Source organism: Bradyrhizobium sp. LVM 105 (assembly GCF_003957705.1).
Lineage (GTDB): Bacteria > Pseudomonadota > Alphaproteobacteria > Rhizobiales > Xanthobacteraceae > Bradyrhizobium > Bradyrhizobium frederickii.
The window spans coordinates 1-16,412 of the sequence record NZ_QZMV01000040.1 but is presented as its reverse complement, the minus strand read 5'-3'; the positions used below and the strand labels follow the sequence as shown (position 1 = coordinate 16,412).

Here is a 16,412-nt window from a genome sequence, read left to right as displayed (position 1 = left end):
AGGCCGCTTAAACTCTAACCCCTGATGAGCCAGAGCCTCCCTTCGCAGAACGCCTGATCAGTCTCAAATCATCTGACGACGGACAAATGGTCACCAGAGGTACGTCGAAACATCCGACATTCCCTGCGCGGTGGTGTTAACAGCTGCTTCGTGCTCCCCGGAGCGCCAGACTTGTTAGCCTCCGTCGCCTGCGGGATCATCGGTCCAGGCAGGCCTGATCCCAGCGTCGGGGAATCAGGACCACACGACTTGGCCGTCAGTCAAGATGTCTTCCTCCGTGCGGCACGCGAGCTGAACATCCCGGCGTCCACCGCATCCGCTCTCAACGTTCGTGCCGATCGCGAAGCGTCTCTCTGAAATGAGGACGGGATACGCAACGGGAGACAGATATTTGGGCTAAAAGCCTGACGTGGTTTCCGATCGATCGAGTTGTTTTGCCCGTCGGGTCATTAGTCGACGCCATTATTTCCGAACCCGACTTTTGTACACCGCTATCAGAGGTTCCATGATCGCAAGGACGTGTGTGCTTCGCTCACCATGTGAGTGAGAATGCAGGGAACTTGAGCGCGCGGATCACTTTCACGCGAGACCAACTTGTCGGCGTATCGCAATGTGAAACGATAATGCTACTTTAGATTGCTTGGTGCAGATTGTTCCCTCATTGCACAGATACAATCGGAGATTGTAATGACAAACGCAGCAGCGGCGCTTACCCACTCGGTATCAGTGACAGAGAATTCCGATGGACGATTGGAGGTGTTCGGTCTCGGAACCGACAGGGCGCTCTGGCACGTCTGGCAGGAAAAACCGCACTCGGGGCCATGGTCGAGTTGGGCCTCGCTTGGCGGCGTTCTCACCAGCTCGCCGTCCAGTGTCGATAATTCCGAAGGTCGGCTGGAGGTCTTTGCGCGCGGAACCGATAATTCACTCTGGCACATTTGGCAGGACAGGCCACATGCCGGACCGTGGTCGGGCTGGGCCTCGCTCGGCGGCGCCATCACCAGCGATCCCGCTGCGATCGCCAACAGCGACGGCCGGCTAGAAGTGTTTGCGCGCGGGACCGACAACGCGCTCTGGCACATCTGGCAGGAGAAGCCACATGCCGGTCCGTGGTCAGGCTGGGCCTCACTTGGCGGCGAGATCACCGGCGACCCCGAGGTGTTCATCAATTCCGATGGCCGTCTCGAAGTGTTCGCCCGTGGCTCTGACAATGCGCTGTGGCACATCTGGCAAGAGGAGCCGCATGCCGGACCGTGGTCAAGCTGGGCATCCCTGGGTGGCGCCATCACCAGCGATCCCGCCGTGGTCGCCAGCAGCGATGGCCGTCTCGAAGTTTTCGCCCGTGGCACCGACAATGCACTGTGGCATATCTGGCAGGAGAAGCCGCATGCCGCATCGTGGTCACGCTGGGCATCTCTGGGCGGCGCCATCACCAGTGATCCGGCCGTGGTCGACAATTCCGACGGCCGGCTGGAAGTGTTCGCCCGTGGCATCGACAACGTGTTGTGGCATATCTGGCAGGAGAAGCCGCATGCCGCACCGTGGTCAAGCTGGGCATCTCTGGGCGGCTCCATCACCAGTGATCCGGTGGCTTTCGATAATTCCGACGGCCGGCTAGAAGTGTTTGCGCGCGGCACCGACAACGCGCTCTGGCACATCTGGCAGAAGAAGCCGCACTCCGGACCGTGGTCCGGCTGGGCATCCCTGGGCGGCGTTCTCCTGAGCGATCCACTCGCCGCCTGATACGGACTGCACGAGAGGCCGGCCGTCTCACAAGGCGGTCGGCGCCCTCACTAACCCATCATTAAGCTACTACGTCGTCACGCAACGTCGCGCGATCGCGCGCTAATTCCGGCTCTTGAACCGGCACGGATAAACTACCGGCGTCGTGATCACATCTCCCGGTCATCCGGTTGGGTGCTGATCCGGTCGATGCTAGAGCTAGCGAACGGGCCTCTCAACTGTTTGCGCTGCAAACTAGAGCGATTTGAGAACGCCGGGCACTAAGTTCAAGTTTGAGCGTGCAGATTTTTTGCGTTGACACCATACGAATCGATTTGTCTGGCTCAGTACACTCGCCATGCATGCGAGCCGACCTCGCGCTTGTTGGACTCTGATCGGGGTAACGGCGCGAGCGAGTTTCGGCAAAGCCGCGAGCCTCGTGCGTGAGAGCGGCCGAAGATACGCTTCATTTACAGTATGGATGGAGAACAAATTTCGTGCTTCGCACGCGTCGCTCTTCGGAATAACCGCCAGTTGCTCGGTACCAAATTCGGAATGGAGTTTCGGCGCGAAACTCGATTCGAAAGGAAGGCGAGAAGACCGCACGTTCAACCGCGCTCCAAAACAGGTGCAGCCCAACTCTTTTTTGTTTTCAGGCCGCGGAAAGAACCGGTGAAAGGCGGATTTGCGCTAAGCACACCAATCGCAGAGGTCTTCTTCGGCGACAGCAGGACCGGAGCGCATCTGAGCAACGCATGATAACATTGACCGGATCGCAGGTTCGATCGAACGTGAGCGCTCAAGTCTCCGCGAGTGTCGCGCCCATCGGTTCCTTTCTCCGTAGCCGCCCGGATTGTCAATTTTTTGAACACGGTGTTCTACTGGAGGAACACCGGCGGAGGGATTTCATACTTAAACGGTTTTTTCGTTAGATTCCGGTGGCGAGGCCGCGGGACTGTATCGTCTCGCGGCCTCATTCATTTTCGCAGTTGAACGCGGACAAGTCCCTCCGGACCGAAGTCGACCTCGCTCCCCAACAATTATCAACGCTTCCACCGAGGCTTCGCATTCAGGCGCGTCAGACTCGGCACTTTGGTTGGGCCATTTCTGCGCGTTGGGCTAGCCCAGTTGTCGAAGCCCATCCGGACGAACGGGGATAGTGGATCCGACAAGCGACTGTGATCCCGCCATTGGTCGGTAGTCAGCCAGCGCAGGACAATGTTGGCGTCGATCGTCAGCTTTCAGACCAATGTCGACAACTTGATCATACAGCCCCGCTACGAAGTGCCTACAGAACCTCCGAGTCTCGATTCGGCACGGCCCTTGCTCCGTCCGGGGCAGCATCACCAATTACTCCAGATGCGGTGATGTTAGGGGCGGGCTCGGCGCCGCGTCGCCGCTAGCGTCTGGTCCGTCCCGCTGGTGCTGTGAGGCGGTATGAAACAGGATCTTCGACCGGCGACCGGATTCGGTCACGCTTGCTGCCGCCGCAGCTCCGAAGCAGCCGCGCAGGCACAGCTCGCGACTCGATATCGTCGCGTAAACGCCAATGTACGATCTTCCAATCTCGACAAGCTAGGGCAAAGATGCAGACTGGAACGGTAGTTTCGTACTGTGTTGAAAAGGGCTGGGGCTTCATAAGGCCTGATGATCGCAGCGGCGACGATTTGTTCGTGCACATGTCCGAACTACGCAACTGCATAGGTGCCGATCTGGTGCCGGGCACGCGCGTGACGTTCGATCTTCGCTTCAACAAGCGGCGGTCAAAGTACAGAGCTGCCGAGGTCAGGTTGATCGATTGAAGTGCCTAAGCAGGTGTTCAAGATTGTTCAAACAGAGCAAAGACCGCGAGTTCGGCCCTGGCAAGCGTTTATGCCGGGTGATGTAAACGCAGCAGACGTTTTCCGTTCGCAGCACTCGAGTATAAATCTGTCTACTCGGTGGAGCACAGATTTCACTCGGCTACTCACTGGAATGCATCAGAAATTCTTTTACGTTGGCTTCTGCAGGGAGATATGAGGGCCGCCGCCAAACGAACAACCTTCGTCACGTTGTGCCGGCCGCATGTCATTCCTCCCGGGCCACACTCTCTGCAATGATAGAAGTTTTCGAACCTGGATGATCGCCCTCCAATAATACTTCCTTACGGGACACAATTGTAAGACAAACATCACCAAAATTCACAGGTTCGAGTGATATGCCAGGTCCTCAGTTGACAATGGCGCTTCGCAACATTCAGACAAAATCCATTACCGCTATTGGCGAATCCGTCGGCCTTGCCCAGGAGAACAAGAAACGAAACCATGCGTATCCAATATGGATGCCGATCGCACCACTCGCTTTGCGCGAGTCGATTTCCGCAATGACGATCGTGTCTTTGGCATTAAAGACGAAGATCGACTATTGCATATGTACGTGATTGGGAAGACCGGCAATGGCAAATCCACGCTGATCGAAACGATGGCCCTCCAGGATCTGGCGCGCGGAAACGGCTTTGCGCTCATTGATCCGCATGGCGATCTTGTTGCCCGCATCGCTTCGCGCATTTCGGCAGCGCATGCCGATAGGGTGGTGTACCTCGACGCAACCAACCCAAATTAGCCATACGGTTATAACTCTCTTCGTCACGTCAGCGGAGATCGTATTGCTCTCGCGGCTTCCGGCATGATGGATGTCTTTAAGAAGATGTGGCCGGACGCATGGGGCGTGCGTATGGAGCACATCTTACGGAATGTTCTGATGGCTCTCTTGGAGCAGCCTGACGCTACGCTCCACGACGTGCTGCGCATATTCTCCGACAATGAGTTTCGTAAAAGAACCGCCAAATCCCTCCGGAATGAGACCGTTCGGACGTTTCTACTCAATGAGTTCGAGCGATGCTCATTTGGCTACCGCGCGGACGGCACCGCGCCGATCCAGAACAAGGTCGGAGCGTTTCTGGCTGACCCGCGGCTCGATCGGATACTAACGGCCCCCGAAGAAGATTTGCACATCCGCCGGATCATGGACGAAGGCAAGGTTCTCTTGGCCAATCTGGCGAAGGGGCACCTTGGGGAAGATAGCTCGTCGCTCCTTGGCGGATTGCTTGTCACAACGATTGGCCTGGCCGCCTTTAGCCGGGCCGACACTCCACAAGACAAACGCCGAGACTTCTTCGTCTACGTCGATGAATTTCAGAGCTTTACCACAGTCGCGCTGGCGAACATGTTTTCCGAGCTTCGCAAATACCGCGTCGGCTTCACAGTGGCGCATCAGTATCTAAACCAGCTTGTCCCTGAGGTACGCCATGCAGTTCTCGGCAACGTCGGCTCTATCATCTCATTCCGTGTCGGCGTCGAAGATGCTCCATATCTCGTTCGAGAATTCCAGAGCCGGTTTTCGGAAATCGACCTCTTGAGGCTGCCAAACTACCGCATCTATCTCAAGCTTATGATCGATGGAACGCCATCGATACCTTTCAGCGCCGCTACGCTTGAGCCAATATAGAGACATTTGCCAAACTGGCATAATCCCGCGCCTACCCTCGCTTTTCTCCTGAAGTACGATCGCGCTCGGACATTGTTCTTTCCGGCGCCAATTCGGATGTCGGTAGCGAGACGGAGGATCGATCTGTTGCTGTTTTGAGGACGGTGCAGCTCCGCCTTGCTATCCGGCACCCGAATGGTTCGGGCCGACGGTAGTGAGGAGAATAACATGTCCGCCATTGCTCTTTCGCGCAAGGCCGTAAAGCTCATGAAGCTCTGCGATCTCGAAGGCTTCCAAAGTCTCGACGATCTTCTGCAAACAGCTGCAGCTGACAGCGTGTGCCCAGCGATCTGCATGACAGAAGGATGCGACTACACAGCGGCGATGGAGCCCGACCAAGATCAGGGTTTTTGCGAGGCCTGCGGCGGCAACACCATCGCATCGGTTCTCGTTCTCGTCGGCCTGATTTAAGTCGGAGGGCGACGATGAGCGATATCGCCAACACTCCTATGCGGCGTCGCATTCGAGTGCTCAACGACTTCTTTCGTGCGACCTTCATGGGCGGCAAAATTGTGATCACTGCGGGGGGGCAGGTCTGCCGCTCGACGTGAAAGGATCGTGTCCCTGAGCGTGGAGTAACTGGCGGTGGGACACCGCGATCGCCGGCAAGAGCCGGACTGGTCAGCTGGCGATAGCCGGGAGGCTGACGGTTGGATCATCGCTCAAGGGCGCGATGGTTTCCAGCGTCATATAGCGGGCGCGCTGGACGGCCCATTCATCGTTCTGTTCGAGCAGGATCGCGCCGATGAGGCGGACGATGGCGTCCTCGTTGGGGAAGATGCCGACCACTTCAGTCCGCCGCTTGATCTCGCCGTTGAGGCGTTCGATCGGGTTAGTAACCGGTATGAGATGCCTCGGTGCCAACGTTCCCGCTGCGGTGTTCTACATCGTGGCGTATGGTGCGACCATCGGGACAGAGGCACCGGGAGCACGAAGTGCGGGCAGGCCGATGTTATTCGATGAGCCGAGAGCTCGAGTTAGTAGCTGGCCGCCTCTGCGACTCGGCCGGTTGCGCTGGGAGCGCGAATCCGTAGTTGTCGTGTCGCCCGCAGCTCCCGTCATATGTCTGGCAGGAGGTGCGAATGCGACGGGTGATTGGCATCGACGTCCACCGAACTTTCGGCGAGGTGGTGTTTTGGGAAGACGGCAGGCTCCGACATGCGGGCCGCATCGATATGACGCGGACGGCGCTGGAGGGATTTGGCAAGACCCTGCTGGCCAGTGATGAGGTGGTGGTCGAAGCGACTGCCAACAGCATGGCGGTGTCGCGGGTTCTGGCGCCGTTCGTGGCACGGGTGATTATCGCCAATCCGCTGCAGGTGAAGGCGATCGCCCAGGCTCACGTCAAGACCGACAAGATCGATGCCGGCACGCTCGCTAGTCTGCAGGCGGCCGGGTACCTGCCGCAGATCTGGACGCCTGACGCGGAGACGGAACGCAAGCGTCGGCTGGTGGCGCGGCGCTACCAGGTCGTGCGGCATCGCACGCGGCTCAAGAACGAGGTGCATTCGATCCTGCACGCGCACCTGATCCCGAAGTGCCCGCATGCCGATCTTTTCAACCTCCGCGGCCGGGCGTGGTTGGCCGCTCAACCGTTGCCGGACGATGAGCGCGCGGCGATCGATCGGCACGTCCGCGAGCTTGACCGGCTGGCGGAAGACCTGGCCCTGCTCGACCGCGAGATCGCGCAGGACGCCATCGACGATTCCGCGGTGAACAGATTGATGACGATCACCGGCGTGAATCTGGCGGTCGCCGCCGGAATCGTGGCGGCGATCGGCGACATCAGCCGGTTCAACAGCCCGCAGAAGCTGGTGAGCTACTTCGGGCTGAACCCGCGGGTGCGGCAGTCCGGGCTGGGAGCCGCCCACCACGGCCGTATCAGCAAGATCGGCCGCAGTCATGCGCGCGCCATGCTGGTCGAGGCGGCCTGGGCTGCGGCCAAGGCGCCCGGTCCACTGCATGCCTTTTTCGTGCGCATCCGCGCCCGACGCGGCCATCAGATCGCCGCGGTGGCCGTGGCCCGGAAGCTCACTGTGCTCTGCTGGCATTTGCTGACAAAGGGCGAGGATTACCTGTGGGCACGCCCGGCACTGGTCGCCATCAAGACCCGCGCGATGCAGCTTCAAGCCGGACATCCGCAACAGAAAGGCAGCCGGCGTGGGCCAGCGTATGCCTACAACATCAAGGCATTGCGCGACCGCGAGATGTTGATTGCCGCCCAGGCAGAGCAAAGCTACGAGCGCTTGGTGACGCAATGGAAACCACGGCACCCAAAAACCGGCGCGCGGGCGCCTCAGTTCGGCAGGACAAAATAGGGCAGCCTGGTGGCGCTTGCAGCCGATGCGCCACGCTTCGCCACGAGGTCGCCCGCGCCCGCCAAGGATAATCCCGCCTGACGGCAAGTGCCAGCCAGGACTGCAGTCCCGTTACACGCCAGCATGCCGCCGTGCTCGGGCCGGTCAAGGCCAAGCCTTGCGGTGGCCGCAAACGCGGCCAGCCTTGACCGCCCCTGCGCGCGGCGGCTGCGAGATCGGTGGCCGGGACGGAAGAATGGCCCGCGCCGCGGCCGAACAAAAGAATGGACGCGATGCCCGCAATCGTCATCGGGGCGATCATTAAAAATCGCTTGTCCATCTCATCCGTCGAGTGCAGCTTGGTCCGATGCTGCGGCGGAAACGTCATATAGGCCAGCACATCGGTCTCAGCCTCGTCGAGGAAGCCGGCGAGCTTAGGCAGCTTAGGGCGGAGCTGATCGGCGACCTTGCGCCATTGGCTTTGTGCGGCCTCGGCATCGTCCTGGGCAAACGCGGTGGCGATGAAGGCGGAGACGACGCGGCGGCCGCTCTTGCCGGCATGTGCCAACGCATTGCGCATGAAGTGGACGCGGGGGTCGTTGAAAAAGCTGCAATTGGCTGATTCCGTTCTCGTCGGCGATTCGCGATCGGCGGAGCAAACGAGATGCTGGGGCGCAAGGAGCGGGATCAGTTGGAGCTCTTCATCACTGGCTCGCTCAGACAGCTCGTCCCAGATGAGCACGTGCTGGCCCGGGTCGATCGCGTGCTCGACCTATCTTGGCTAAGGGAGGAGGTCTCCGACTGCTATTGCGCGAGCGACGGTCGGCCAGGCATCGATCCGGAGGCCGCGGTCCGCCTGATGCTCGCGGGTCTGCTCACCGGCATCGTACACGATCGCAAGCTGATCCGGGAGGCTCAGGTTAACATCGCCATTCGGTGGTTTACTGGTTATGGCCTGCACAAGCAGCTACCGCACCATTCCAGCCTGACGCGCATCCGCCAGCGCTGGGGCGAGGAGCGATTCCGTAGGATCTTTAAACGCACGGTCCAGGCCTGCCTGAAGGCGAAGATCGCAACAGCCGAAGTGGTTCACATCGATGCGTCGCTGATCCGCGCCAACGTGAGTTGGGACAGCCTCACCGAGCAGCATGTGGTGGATGTGCTGAGCGAAAATCAAAGCGAAGATGAAAGCGAGGATGAGAGAAAGGGCCGGCAAAGCGGGAAGTACAAAAAGGTCTGCACGACTGATCCCGATGCGACAATGGCCACCAATGCCCGAAACCGGCGGCTGGAACCCGCTTACAAGCAGCACACGGCCGTCGATGACAAGGTCGGTATCATTCTGGATGTCGCGGTCACGACTGGACAAACGAACGAAGGAGAGATGATCGAGCCGCAAGTCGATGAGGTTGAAGCGACTACGGGCATCGACATCAAGGTGGTCACCGCCGACGCGGGCTATGCCTACGCTAAAGTCTACGGCGCGCTCGAGCGGCGCGGCATTGATGCCCTCATCCCAGCTAAAGCCGAACCAATCAAGAGTCGCCTACCGCTTAGACGCTTCCGGTACGATGCCAAGAACGACATCTTGAAGTGCCCGCGAGGACGTATCTTGCGCCCGGCGCGGCCCATCAAGCACGGCCGTTTCTTTTACTCGAAGGCGAAGGATTGCGCCCGGTGTCCGCTCAAGGGCGATTGCCTATCCAAAGGGCGGGTTAACAAAGCGGTCGTTGTCGGTGACCATTATCCGGCACTGCTGCGCGCCCGCCGCCGTCGCGAGCGATGGAGTAAGCAGGATCGACGTCTGTATCAACGCCATCGCTGGCGCTCAGAGGGCTTCCACGGCGAAGCCAAAACTTGGCATGGACTGGCGCGCGCCATACGGCGCGGTCTACCGAATATGAAGATCCAGGCCTACCTGACGGCCGCTGTCATCAACCTCAAGCGGCTGGCAACCGCTCTCCTTGCGTTTATTCTGTCTTGGATTGTCCCTCATAATGCGGTTGCGGCTTCAGATCGCACCGTGGCGCGAGCTTTGACGCGAGGGCCATGATAGGGCCGATCGCTGCATCGCGCGAAATCTATTGGCCACTTCTTCAACGACCCCACGCGACAACGCTGCCAGGAGGCGTTGAGCACCTTGGCGACGGTCGCCTTAATGCCCTCGTGGGCGTCGGAGACGACCAGCTTGACGCCGCGCAGGCCGCGGCGGGCGAGCTTGCGCAGGAATGCCGTCCAGAATGTCTCGGCCTCGGAGGGCCCTATGTCCATCCCGAGAACCTCGCGCCGGCCGTCGCTGTTAACGCCGACCGCGACGATCACCGCGACAGATACGATGCGCCCCTGCTGGCGCACCTTCACGTAGGTGGCGTCGATCCACAGATACGGCCAATCGCCCTCGATCGGACGGCCGAGGAATGCCTTCACCTTGTCATCGATCTCCGCGCACAGCCGCGAGACCTGGCTCTTGGAGATGCCGCTCATGCCCATCGCCTGCACCAGATCGTCGACCGAGCGGGTCGAGACGCCTTGCACATAGGCTTCCTGCACCACGGCGGTGAGCGCCTTCTCGGCCATCCGGCGTGGCTCTAGAAAGGCGGGGAAGTACGAGCCCTTGCGCAGCTTGGGGATACGAAGCTCGACCGTGCCGGCGCGGGTCTCCCAGGTCCGGTCGCGGTAGCCGTTGCGCTGCGCCAAGCGCTCGGGGTTCTTCTCGCCGTAGGCGGCCCCGGTCTGGCCTTCCACTTCCAACTCCATCAGGCGCTGGGCGGCAAAGCCGATCATCTCGCGCAGCAGATCCGCGTCAGGGGTCTTCTCCACGAGCGTGCGGAGGTTCATCATCTCATCGGTCATCGGTGGTTCCTCGAATCAGGTTGGTGTCAGCAACCCGACCCTACCGGCGAACTGCCGGTGACCACCGCAAACCCGCCCGCCCGCTACGGCGCTACGTAAGGGCGCGCGTGCGGGCGGCTTTGCTCTACCGAGCTACACCATCAATGGGGACACGACCCGTGAAAGCTCGTGCGCTCATCGAGGTTCAGCGGTTCACAGACTTCAACGCAGGCAATGATCCGCACGACGAGCATGACTTCGGCAGCTTCGATCTGGCGGGAGAGACGTTCTTTTGGAAAATCGACTACTACGACGCGCTTTGTCAGTTTGGGTCGGAAGACCCAGCCGACCCGGAGAAGACCACGCGTGTTCTCACACTCATGCTTGCCCAGGAGTGTTGAGCAAAAGGAGTTTCTTTGTTGCCCCGCAATTTGCGGGGCTTTTTTGCTCTAGAGGGCCGCCGCAGCTAACTTGGCCTTCCTGTCTTGCTTAGCGCCTTTTATGAGCGCATCGACGCGCGGGATCATCTCAGCTCGGTCCCTGATTTCGGGCGGCGCGCCCATAGCCCCGTCCGTATGCGAATGCCCCTCAATTTACGCCGACCGCCATTCCACGAAGAAACAGGGCGGCGAGGATCGCAGCGATGAGTCCCGCAAATACCGTGCGACGCGCGCCATTCTCGTCGCAGATCGTGCTGGCGCGATGGCGACTAACGATCGTAACGATCGACTCGATGCCGATTACCGTCAAGATCATCTTCGGCCCAAAGCCGAGGCGGAGAACATCGGGGGGGCCGAACGTTCCCAATGGCAGCCCAAGGTCGAAAAACCCGGAGAAGGTCAGAATGATGAACTTGAACAGCGGGACCACGGACATGACACGGTTCAGCATCCGGGCGCTTGGAGTGTCCTACCGAAGGCTTCCTTAGAGATCTTGCGCCGAGTCATATCGGTCAGCGGCGTATCATGCTTGGTTACTTGCATCTTGTGTGATCGTTCACCCGAATCGGGTGCAAGTGACCACGTCTCATTCAGAAACTCCCAACGATCGAGCCCAACAGGATGACAACCGCGAGCGCGAGCAGAGCGCCTACGATAGCAACCATGATAATGTCTCGATAGCTCTCCTTGGGTGTAGCGCCACAGACCGAAAGCAAGGTGACCACCGCCCCGCTATGGGGAAGACTGTCGAGAGTGCCGGCGCTCATCACGGCGACGCGATGCAGGAGTTCCCGATCGATGTTCAGTTCAAGTGCACGCGACAAATAGGTCGCGCCGAGCGCGTCGAGCGCGATGGTCAGGCCGCCAGACGCCGAGCCGGTTAGCGCGGCGAGGATGTTCGTGGCTACGGCGAGGGAGACGAGCGGACCACCGCCGATCGAGAGCACCCAATCACGCACCAGCGTAAAGGACGGCAATGCGGCGATCACGGCGCCGAACCCGACGAGACTCGCTACACTGAAGATGGGCAGCACCGAGGCGTTGGCACCAGCGTCCAGTGTGTCGCGCAGCCTCGGCAGACGAGACCGGTTCATCAGGATCGTCGCTACAATAGCGACGATAAGCGCTACGGCGACCGACCACACACCGCTCACCGCAGCGAAGGACGTTTCGCCCCAGCGTTCCTCGGTGAGAAAGTCGAAATTAATTCGCGGAAGGACGACGACCGACAAGGTTAAATTGACCACGATCACGAGCATCAGCGGCAGCCCGGCGAGGATGACCGGTGGCAGATCCAGGCTAAGATGTCCCCGCTCGATCTCGGCAGGATCAAACTCCCGCGCGGTGGCGGCGCGCTCACGCAGCGCGGGATCGGCGAGGCGATGCTTGGGCAGCATCGTGTCGCCAGAGAACCCTTCCTTCCTGAGCCTCGCGCCTGCCTCGGCCCGCGCGAGCCACCAAAGGCCGAAGCCGAGCATGATCGCCGACGCGATGATGCCGAGCCCTGGCGCGGCGAAGAGTGTGGTGCCGAAGAAGGGCATTGGGATGGCGTTCTGGATCGCCGGCGTGCCCGGGAGCGCCATCATGGTGAAGGTGAACGTGCCAAGCGCAATCGCTGCCGGCATCAGCCGCCGCGGGATATCGGCGCCACGGAACAAGGCCTCGGCCATCGGGGCTAGCACAAACAGGGCGACGAAAAGGCTGACGCCGCCATAGGTCACAATCGCACCGGCGAGCACCACGGCGAGGATTGCCCGCTGTGCACCGAGCTTCGCGGTCATGAAATCCGCGATCGCACTGACCGAGCCGCTGTCCTCCATAACTTTGCCAAATAGAGCCCCGAGGAGGAACAGTGGGAAGAACTGCCCGATGAAGCCCGCCGCGCCGACCATGAAGGTCTGGGTCCAGTTAGCGAGCAGAGGCTCGCCCGAAAAAAACGCCGCGATGAGCGCGGCGATTGGCGCGAGGAGCAGGACGCTCCAGCCTCGATATGCGAACAACACTAAGAGGCCGAGGCCCAGCAGAATGCCGAGAAAGCCCAAGGATCAGACTCCCTCCAGGAGGATGTCCAGATCGACCGAAGACCGTTTCCCAAGATTGTCTCCATCGACGTCCAGAAACTCATGCGCCGCTTTCCGCCCCTCATCCCGCAGCATGCGGAGAAACGCCCGCTCGGCGTTGAGCTTGGACGAATTGCCTCGCCACGGCGCCGCACCAACCGGCGCACCACAATTGTGCGGCCATGCTTGAAGAGAGCAAAAAGGTGCGCTTCGCGCCGCACCGGCGGAAGAGTTGCACGTCACCTGTTGGACACGATTGGCGAAGATTAAAATTTTGCGACCGCACCATCCCAGCGATAGTTCACACGGACCAGACCGACGTCGACGTCCTGACCGATGCGGGCGGTCCCCGCACGAGCGCCCACCGGAACCCCTCCGATTCCAGCTGAAAAAAAGAAGTCCACGTCCCGATGGCCCATGAACAAATGGTCGTACTCGATGCCGACGGACCAGTTCGGAGCGAAGCCGAACTCAAGGCCCGCTCCTACCGCGCCGCCCCAACGGGTTTCGCTGCCGTTGTCAATGGTCAGCCCGGTCGCAAAATCGAAAACCCGGTATTTGTTGCTGGCGACCGCAGCGCCACCTTTCACGTAAAGCAGTACGTTATTCCAGGCATAGCCGACCTGACCCGTGAACAGGCCGAATGCACCAATCTTGGATTCATCCTGGACGCCCGCAAAGGCGAGGTTAGCGTTGGAGCCCTTGAAGTCGGCCCAGTTGCCCTGGGCCTCAAGGCCGAACACAGAGTTCGCTATCTGCCAACGGTAGCCGATTTGACCACCGGCAGTACCTCCAGTCGCATTGTTGCACCCCATGGCAAGGGGCGGAGCGAAGACCAAGCCCCCGGCGTTGACGACGTCCCAGCACTGATGCGCGGAGCCCCACCGCCGCCGTTAATGCCGATGTAAAAGCCGCTCCAGTCGTAGATCCGAGTTACCATCGGAGGTTCTTTTATGTAGGGTCGCGCCGCCAGATCAGCGGCGGAGGCCGAAGCGGTTAGCGCGACAAGGGCTACCGTGCCCAGCAGAACTTCTTTCATTTCTTTTTGGCCCAGTTCTGAATCGATTTCCTTGACGGTCTATCGCCCACGATTGCCATGTGTACGTCTTCTTCATCAATTGCTAAGGTTGGTAGTTGACTGGGTCGCAAGCGTTGCTTGAGCGTTTCGTTCGATGAACAGACGAGCATGTCGGGTCGGTTACGGATGCTGCCTGCCGACCGATGACTGGGCGCCAGGAATGGCGGCTTGTCGTTCCCAATGTTCGCAGACGGTACGGTTGATACGCCGGGCTGGAGGTTGATCGTCGGCGAGAACGGGCCGGAGCTTCCTTATGTCGATAAGCAACGGAGATTCTTCCGAACGGTGTTCCTCCTGACACCGGAACGATTCACGTGTCAGAGCCGGTTAGCATTGACGCTCGGGGCGCCGGCGAAGCTGGGCTTGTGCGAGCTCAGGCGCAGATTGCGCCCTGAAGGGCACCCGACAGAATCGCCAAAATCCCAGAATTGCCGCCAAGGCACTGATTTGACATCACAATTCTGATTTTGAATTGTTCGCGGGTCACGCCGCGCTCGGCAAAAGAAAAAGGCGCCTCTTTCGAGGCGCCCGTTTTCCGCTTTCGTATGTCCTTAGGGGGAGACCGTACATACACGATCCGCGTGTCCTAAAGCTCACGTTGGCACGATAGGATAATTTGACCGGGTGTCAACCAATAGTTTACTTGCTTCTTGGCGGAACCAATTGAGGTTCCGTTGACGGTTGTGTTTGATGCCTCGAAACTTTTCAGCGCAAGAGCAACAAAGAATTCCAAGCACGCTTTCGGCGCCGAGATTCGCAACATATCTCACTGCATGCAACAACGATGCCGCCGCCGCCCTGCGGCTGTACGGGTGGAACGCGAGAGTCGCGAGCGCGTTTCTCTTTCCGCTTCATCTCTTCGAAATTTCTGTCCGAAATGCTGTGGCGAATGCAGCATCGGCAACCTACAATGCCGACTGGCCCTGGGTAGCGAACTTCGAACGGAGTTTATCTAGACCGCATCGACCTCACTTCAGCCCACACCAAGAAATCTTGAAAGTGCGGTCTCGCCATGAAAATCCGCGCCGCACCGGCAAAGTGATCGCCGATCTAAAGTTCGCGTTCTGGGTTTCGATGTTTACCGTTAGCCACGAAGCCCGTCTGTGGCAGCCCCACATCAACGTCGAATTCCCGAACGCTCCGGCAACAATGAGTGTACGCGACCTACGCACGCGCGTGTATCAAGTGTCCGACATGGTGCGGAAATTACGAAACCGCATCGCACATCATGAACCGATATTCGGACTCGATCTCCTTGCGGATTACGAGGCAATCGAGGAGATAGTCGGCTACCGATGCTCCGACACGCTGGCATGGATGCGCCGCGCAGAAACCGTGGTTCCTCTCCTCCTCACCGAGCCCTAGACAGACCAGGTTCCGTTGTGTCAGTCCATCCGTGTCACTCGCAGCCTTATAGGCTGCGGGGAAGTGACACACGGGGGCTTTGGACGAGACGAATGCGTGTCAGGTGACACGCTCTGACACGCCTGACACGTTTCGGTTTTTAGGGCTTGCTTTCCTACGACTTATCAACCCCGAGACTCTAACCGCGCTGGATGAAATTTCGGCGGCAGGTCAAGCGCAATTAAAGAAGCTTGCGGCCTCTAAGAGGCCGCATTCTCTGTGGTAAGCACTTGGGAGCGTGAGCGTACGGCGGCGCAAGCTGAGGCGAGAGGAGGATTTCGATGTTCGAGGCTAAAAACTACCGCGTGTGTTGCCACCACTTCGTCACCCCGACCGACCGCGCTGTCTACCCGGCGCAGGAGCCCTTACTGACCTACTCTGAAGCCCTCCGGCACGTGCAGGCTGAGCGGGCCAAGGGCTACATGGTGGCCTGGGTCATTGATCGCGCCGGAGCAGGCGCCACCAAATGAGGTTGGTGGTTTAAGGCATCGGTCCGACATTGATTGACCGCTAGACACTGTACGGCGCTTGCCGACATCAATGTTTCGATGCGTCCTCGGCCGTCGATCTTCTCGATGACCGCGAGCGGATTGAAATGAAGGAGATCGCCAATGATAAATGCAGGGCAGATTACAATGTTTGTGTGCAGCGAACTTGCCAGAGATAGTCAATCGGAGGGGTGGCCATCCGCACAGCAGAATCAAAAACTCAATGCTGTGGCATCTGGCGTTGCTTCATCCCGAAGCTCGATGAAATCCACATACCGGAAGGTTGGCTCCGCGACTTAAGCGCTAACCGATGCCTACTACTCCACTCTGCTTGAGCTGACCCGCTGGATCGCCCCGCCTCACCACTGCGACCGCGGAGACAAACGCGGAGCCTTGCTCGCCATCGAGATGGCCTTCTCGGCTCTTACGCTATAGCTACCGCTCGCCAAAAACTCGTCCAGCAGGTGATGTTTGATCGTTGCGGCCTCCTGAAGTGGACCCCATGCTGAGGACCACTGGGTCCGGTTTTTTAAGTGGAGCTGCTGCCGTTCGTTCTTCCCAGTAAC

At 59.6% G+C, this 16,412-nt stretch carries 14 protein-coding genes and 5 pseudogenes; 11 read left to right on the top strand and 8 right to left on the bottom strand.

The features are described from left to right. The first annotated feature begins 636 nt into the window (after nt 1-636). The 6 genes from D6B98_RS38350 (at nt 637) to D6B98_RS41580 (ending at nt 5,798) form a co-directional block, all read left to right on the top strand. On the top strand, nt 637-1,743 hold the full coding sequence (locus D6B98_RS38350) for a PLL family lectin (protein WP_478271869.1): 1,107 nt from the start codon (nt 637-639) through the stop codon (nt 1,741-1,743). A 1,565-nt stretch (nt 1,744-3,308) separates the two neighbouring features. Further along, a complete protein-coding gene (locus D6B98_RS42090) occupies nt 3,309-3,524 on the top strand; it encodes a cold-shock protein (RefSeq protein ID WP_126262088.1) in 216 nt (71 codons plus the stop codon). A gap of 514 nt (nt 3,525-4,038) precedes the next feature. Next, nucleotides 4,039-4,323: a type IV secretion system DNA-binding domain-containing protein gene (locus D6B98_RS38340; RefSeq protein WP_126262087.1), complete on the top strand. Its 285-nt coding sequence runs from the start codon at nt 4,039-4,041 to the stop codon at nt 4,321-4,323. Nucleotides 4,324-4,386: 63 nt separating this feature from the next. After that, nucleotides 4,387-5,208, top strand: a complete 822-nt coding sequence (locus D6B98_RS38335) for a type IV secretory system conjugative DNA transfer family protein (RefSeq protein WP_126262086.1) — start codon at nt 4,387-4,389, stop codon at nt 5,206-5,208. A 207-nt stretch (nt 5,209-5,415) separates the two neighbouring features. After that, nucleotides 5,416-5,658: a hypothetical protein gene (locus D6B98_RS38330; protein WP_126262085.1), complete on the top strand. Its 243-nt coding sequence runs from the start codon at nt 5,416-5,418 to the stop codon at nt 5,656-5,658. 14 nt (nt 5,659-5,672) lie between these two features. Beyond that, a complete protein-coding gene (locus D6B98_RS41580) occupies nt 5,673-5,798 on the top strand; it encodes a hypothetical protein (protein ID WP_283810200.1) in 126 nt (41 codons plus the stop codon). A gap of 70 nt (nt 5,799-5,868) precedes the next feature. Here D6B98_RS41580 and D6B98_RS38325 read toward each other — a convergent pair. Then, nucleotides 5,869-6,084 (bottom strand): annotated as a pseudogene (locus D6B98_RS38325) (transposase); the annotation flags it as partial. A gap of 263 nt (nt 6,085-6,347) precedes the next feature. On the opposite strand from D6B98_RS38325, the gene D6B98_RS38320 reads away from it, so the two are divergent. After that, the gene (locus D6B98_RS38320; RefSeq protein WP_164719145.1) at nt 6,348-7,565 is read left to right on the top strand and encodes an IS110 family RNA-guided transposase; all 1,218 of its coding nucleotides are present in this window, start codon (nt 6,348-6,350) and stop codon (nt 7,563-7,565) included. Nucleotides 7,566-7,875: 310 nt separating this feature from the next. Here the strand turns inward: D6B98_RS38320 and D6B98_RS38315 are convergent. Next, nucleotides 7,876-8,136, bottom strand: a pseudogene (locus tag D6B98_RS38315) (transposase); the annotation flags it as partial. Nucleotides 8,137-8,208: 72 nt separating this feature from the next. On the opposite strand from D6B98_RS38315, the gene D6B98_RS38310 reads away from it, so the two are divergent. Then, nucleotides 8,209-9,597, top strand: a complete 1,389-nt coding sequence (locus D6B98_RS38310) for a transposase (RefSeq protein WP_430644614.1) — start codon at nt 8,209-8,211, stop codon at nt 9,595-9,597. A 53-nt stretch (nt 9,598-9,650) separates the two neighbouring features. Here D6B98_RS38310 and D6B98_RS38305 read toward each other — a convergent pair. After that, nucleotides 9,651-10,397 (bottom strand): annotated as a pseudogene (locus D6B98_RS38305) (IS256 family transposase); the annotation flags it as partial. 158 nt (nt 10,398-10,555) lie between these two features. Here D6B98_RS38305 and D6B98_RS38300 point away from each other — a divergent pair. Beyond that, nucleotides 10,556-10,777 (top strand): DUF3768 domain-containing protein, encoded by a 222-nt coding sequence (locus D6B98_RS38300; protein ID WP_235885267.1) that lies wholly within the window; start codon nt 10,556-10,558, stop codon nt 10,775-10,777. A gap of 187 nt (nt 10,778-10,964) precedes the next feature. On the opposite strand, the gene D6B98_RS38295 is transcribed toward D6B98_RS38300, so the two are convergent. The 4 genes and pseudogenes from D6B98_RS38295 to D6B98_RS38280 all read right to left on the bottom strand — a co-directional run bounded on the left by D6B98_RS38295 (nt 10,965) and on the right by D6B98_RS38280 (nt 13,915). Further along, nucleotides 10,965-11,267, bottom strand: coding sequence for a hypothetical protein (locus tag D6B98_RS38295; protein WP_126262082.1), 303 nt, complete (start codon nt 11,265-11,267; stop codon nt 10,965-10,967). Nucleotides 11,268-11,406: 139 nt separating this feature from the next. Beyond that, nucleotides 11,407-12,858, bottom strand: coding sequence for a GntP family permease (locus tag D6B98_RS38290; RefSeq protein WP_126262081.1), 1,452 nt, complete (start codon nt 12,856-12,858; stop codon nt 11,407-11,409). 3 nt (nt 12,859-12,861) lie between these two features. Beyond that, a pseudogene (locus D6B98_RS41235) lies at nt 12,862-13,014 on the bottom strand (patatin-like phospholipase family protein); the annotation flags it as partial. Nucleotides 13,015-13,142: 128 nt separating this feature from the next. Next, nucleotides 13,143-13,915, bottom strand: a pseudogene (locus D6B98_RS38280) (outer membrane protein). A 729-nt stretch (nt 13,916-14,644) separates the two neighbouring features. On the opposite strand from D6B98_RS38280, the gene D6B98_RS38275 reads away from it, so the two are divergent. Together D6B98_RS38275 and D6B98_RS38270 are read left to right on the top strand one after the other, a co-directional pair. Then, entirely contained in the window at nt 14,645-15,319 is a 675-nt protein-coding gene (locus D6B98_RS38275) for an Abi family protein (RefSeq protein WP_126262080.1), read from the top strand. A gap of 320 nt (nt 15,320-15,639) precedes the next feature. Then, the gene (locus D6B98_RS38270; RefSeq protein WP_126262079.1) at nt 15,640-15,828 is read left to right on the top strand and encodes a hypothetical protein; all 189 of its coding nucleotides are present in this window, start codon (nt 15,640-15,642) and stop codon (nt 15,826-15,828) included. A 377-nt stretch (nt 15,829-16,205) separates the two neighbouring features. Here D6B98_RS38270 and D6B98_RS40620 read toward each other — a convergent pair. Next, nucleotides 16,206-16,412: hypothetical protein (locus D6B98_RS40620; protein WP_205680575.1), on the bottom strand; the 207-nt coding region annotated here is incomplete at its 5' end.

What these genes read in the sequence shown, in the direction of transcription:
- D6B98_RS41580 (WP_283810200.1), top strand. Translation starts at nt 5,673, where the DNA reads ATGAGCGATATCGCCAACACTCCTATGCGGCGTCGCATTCGAGTGCTC.
- D6B98_RS38270 (WP_126262079.1), top strand. Translation starts at nt 15,640, where the DNA reads ATGTTCGAGGCTAAAAACTACCGCGTGTGTTGCCACCACTTCGTCACC.
- D6B98_RS38275 (WP_126262080.1), top strand. Translation starts at nt 14,645, where the DNA reads ATGCCTCGAAACTTTTCAGCGCAAGAGCAACAAAGAATTCCAAGCACG.
- D6B98_RS38330 (WP_126262085.1), top strand. Translation starts at nt 5,416, where the DNA reads ATGTCCGCCATTGCTCTTTCGCGCAAGGCCGTAAAGCTCATGAAGCTC.
- D6B98_RS38335 (WP_126262086.1), top strand. Translation starts at nt 4,387, where the DNA reads ATGATGGATGTCTTTAAGAAGATGTGGCCGGACGCATGGGGCGTGCGT.
- D6B98_RS38340 (WP_126262087.1), top strand. Translation starts at nt 4,039, where the DNA reads ATGGATGCCGATCGCACCACTCGCTTTGCGCGAGTCGATTTCCGCAAT.
- D6B98_RS38295 (WP_126262082.1), bottom strand. Translation starts at nt 11,267, where the DNA reads ATGCTGAACCGTGTCATGTCCGTGGTCCCGCTGTTCAAGTTCATCATT.
- D6B98_RS42090 (WP_126262088.1), top strand. Translation starts at nt 3,309, where the DNA reads ATGCAGACTGGAACGGTAGTTTCGTACTGTGTTGAAAAGGGCTGGGGC.
- D6B98_RS38310 (WP_430644614.1), top strand. Translation starts at nt 8,209, where the DNA reads ATGCTGGGGCGCAAGGAGCGGGATCAGTTGGAGCTCTTCATCACTGGC.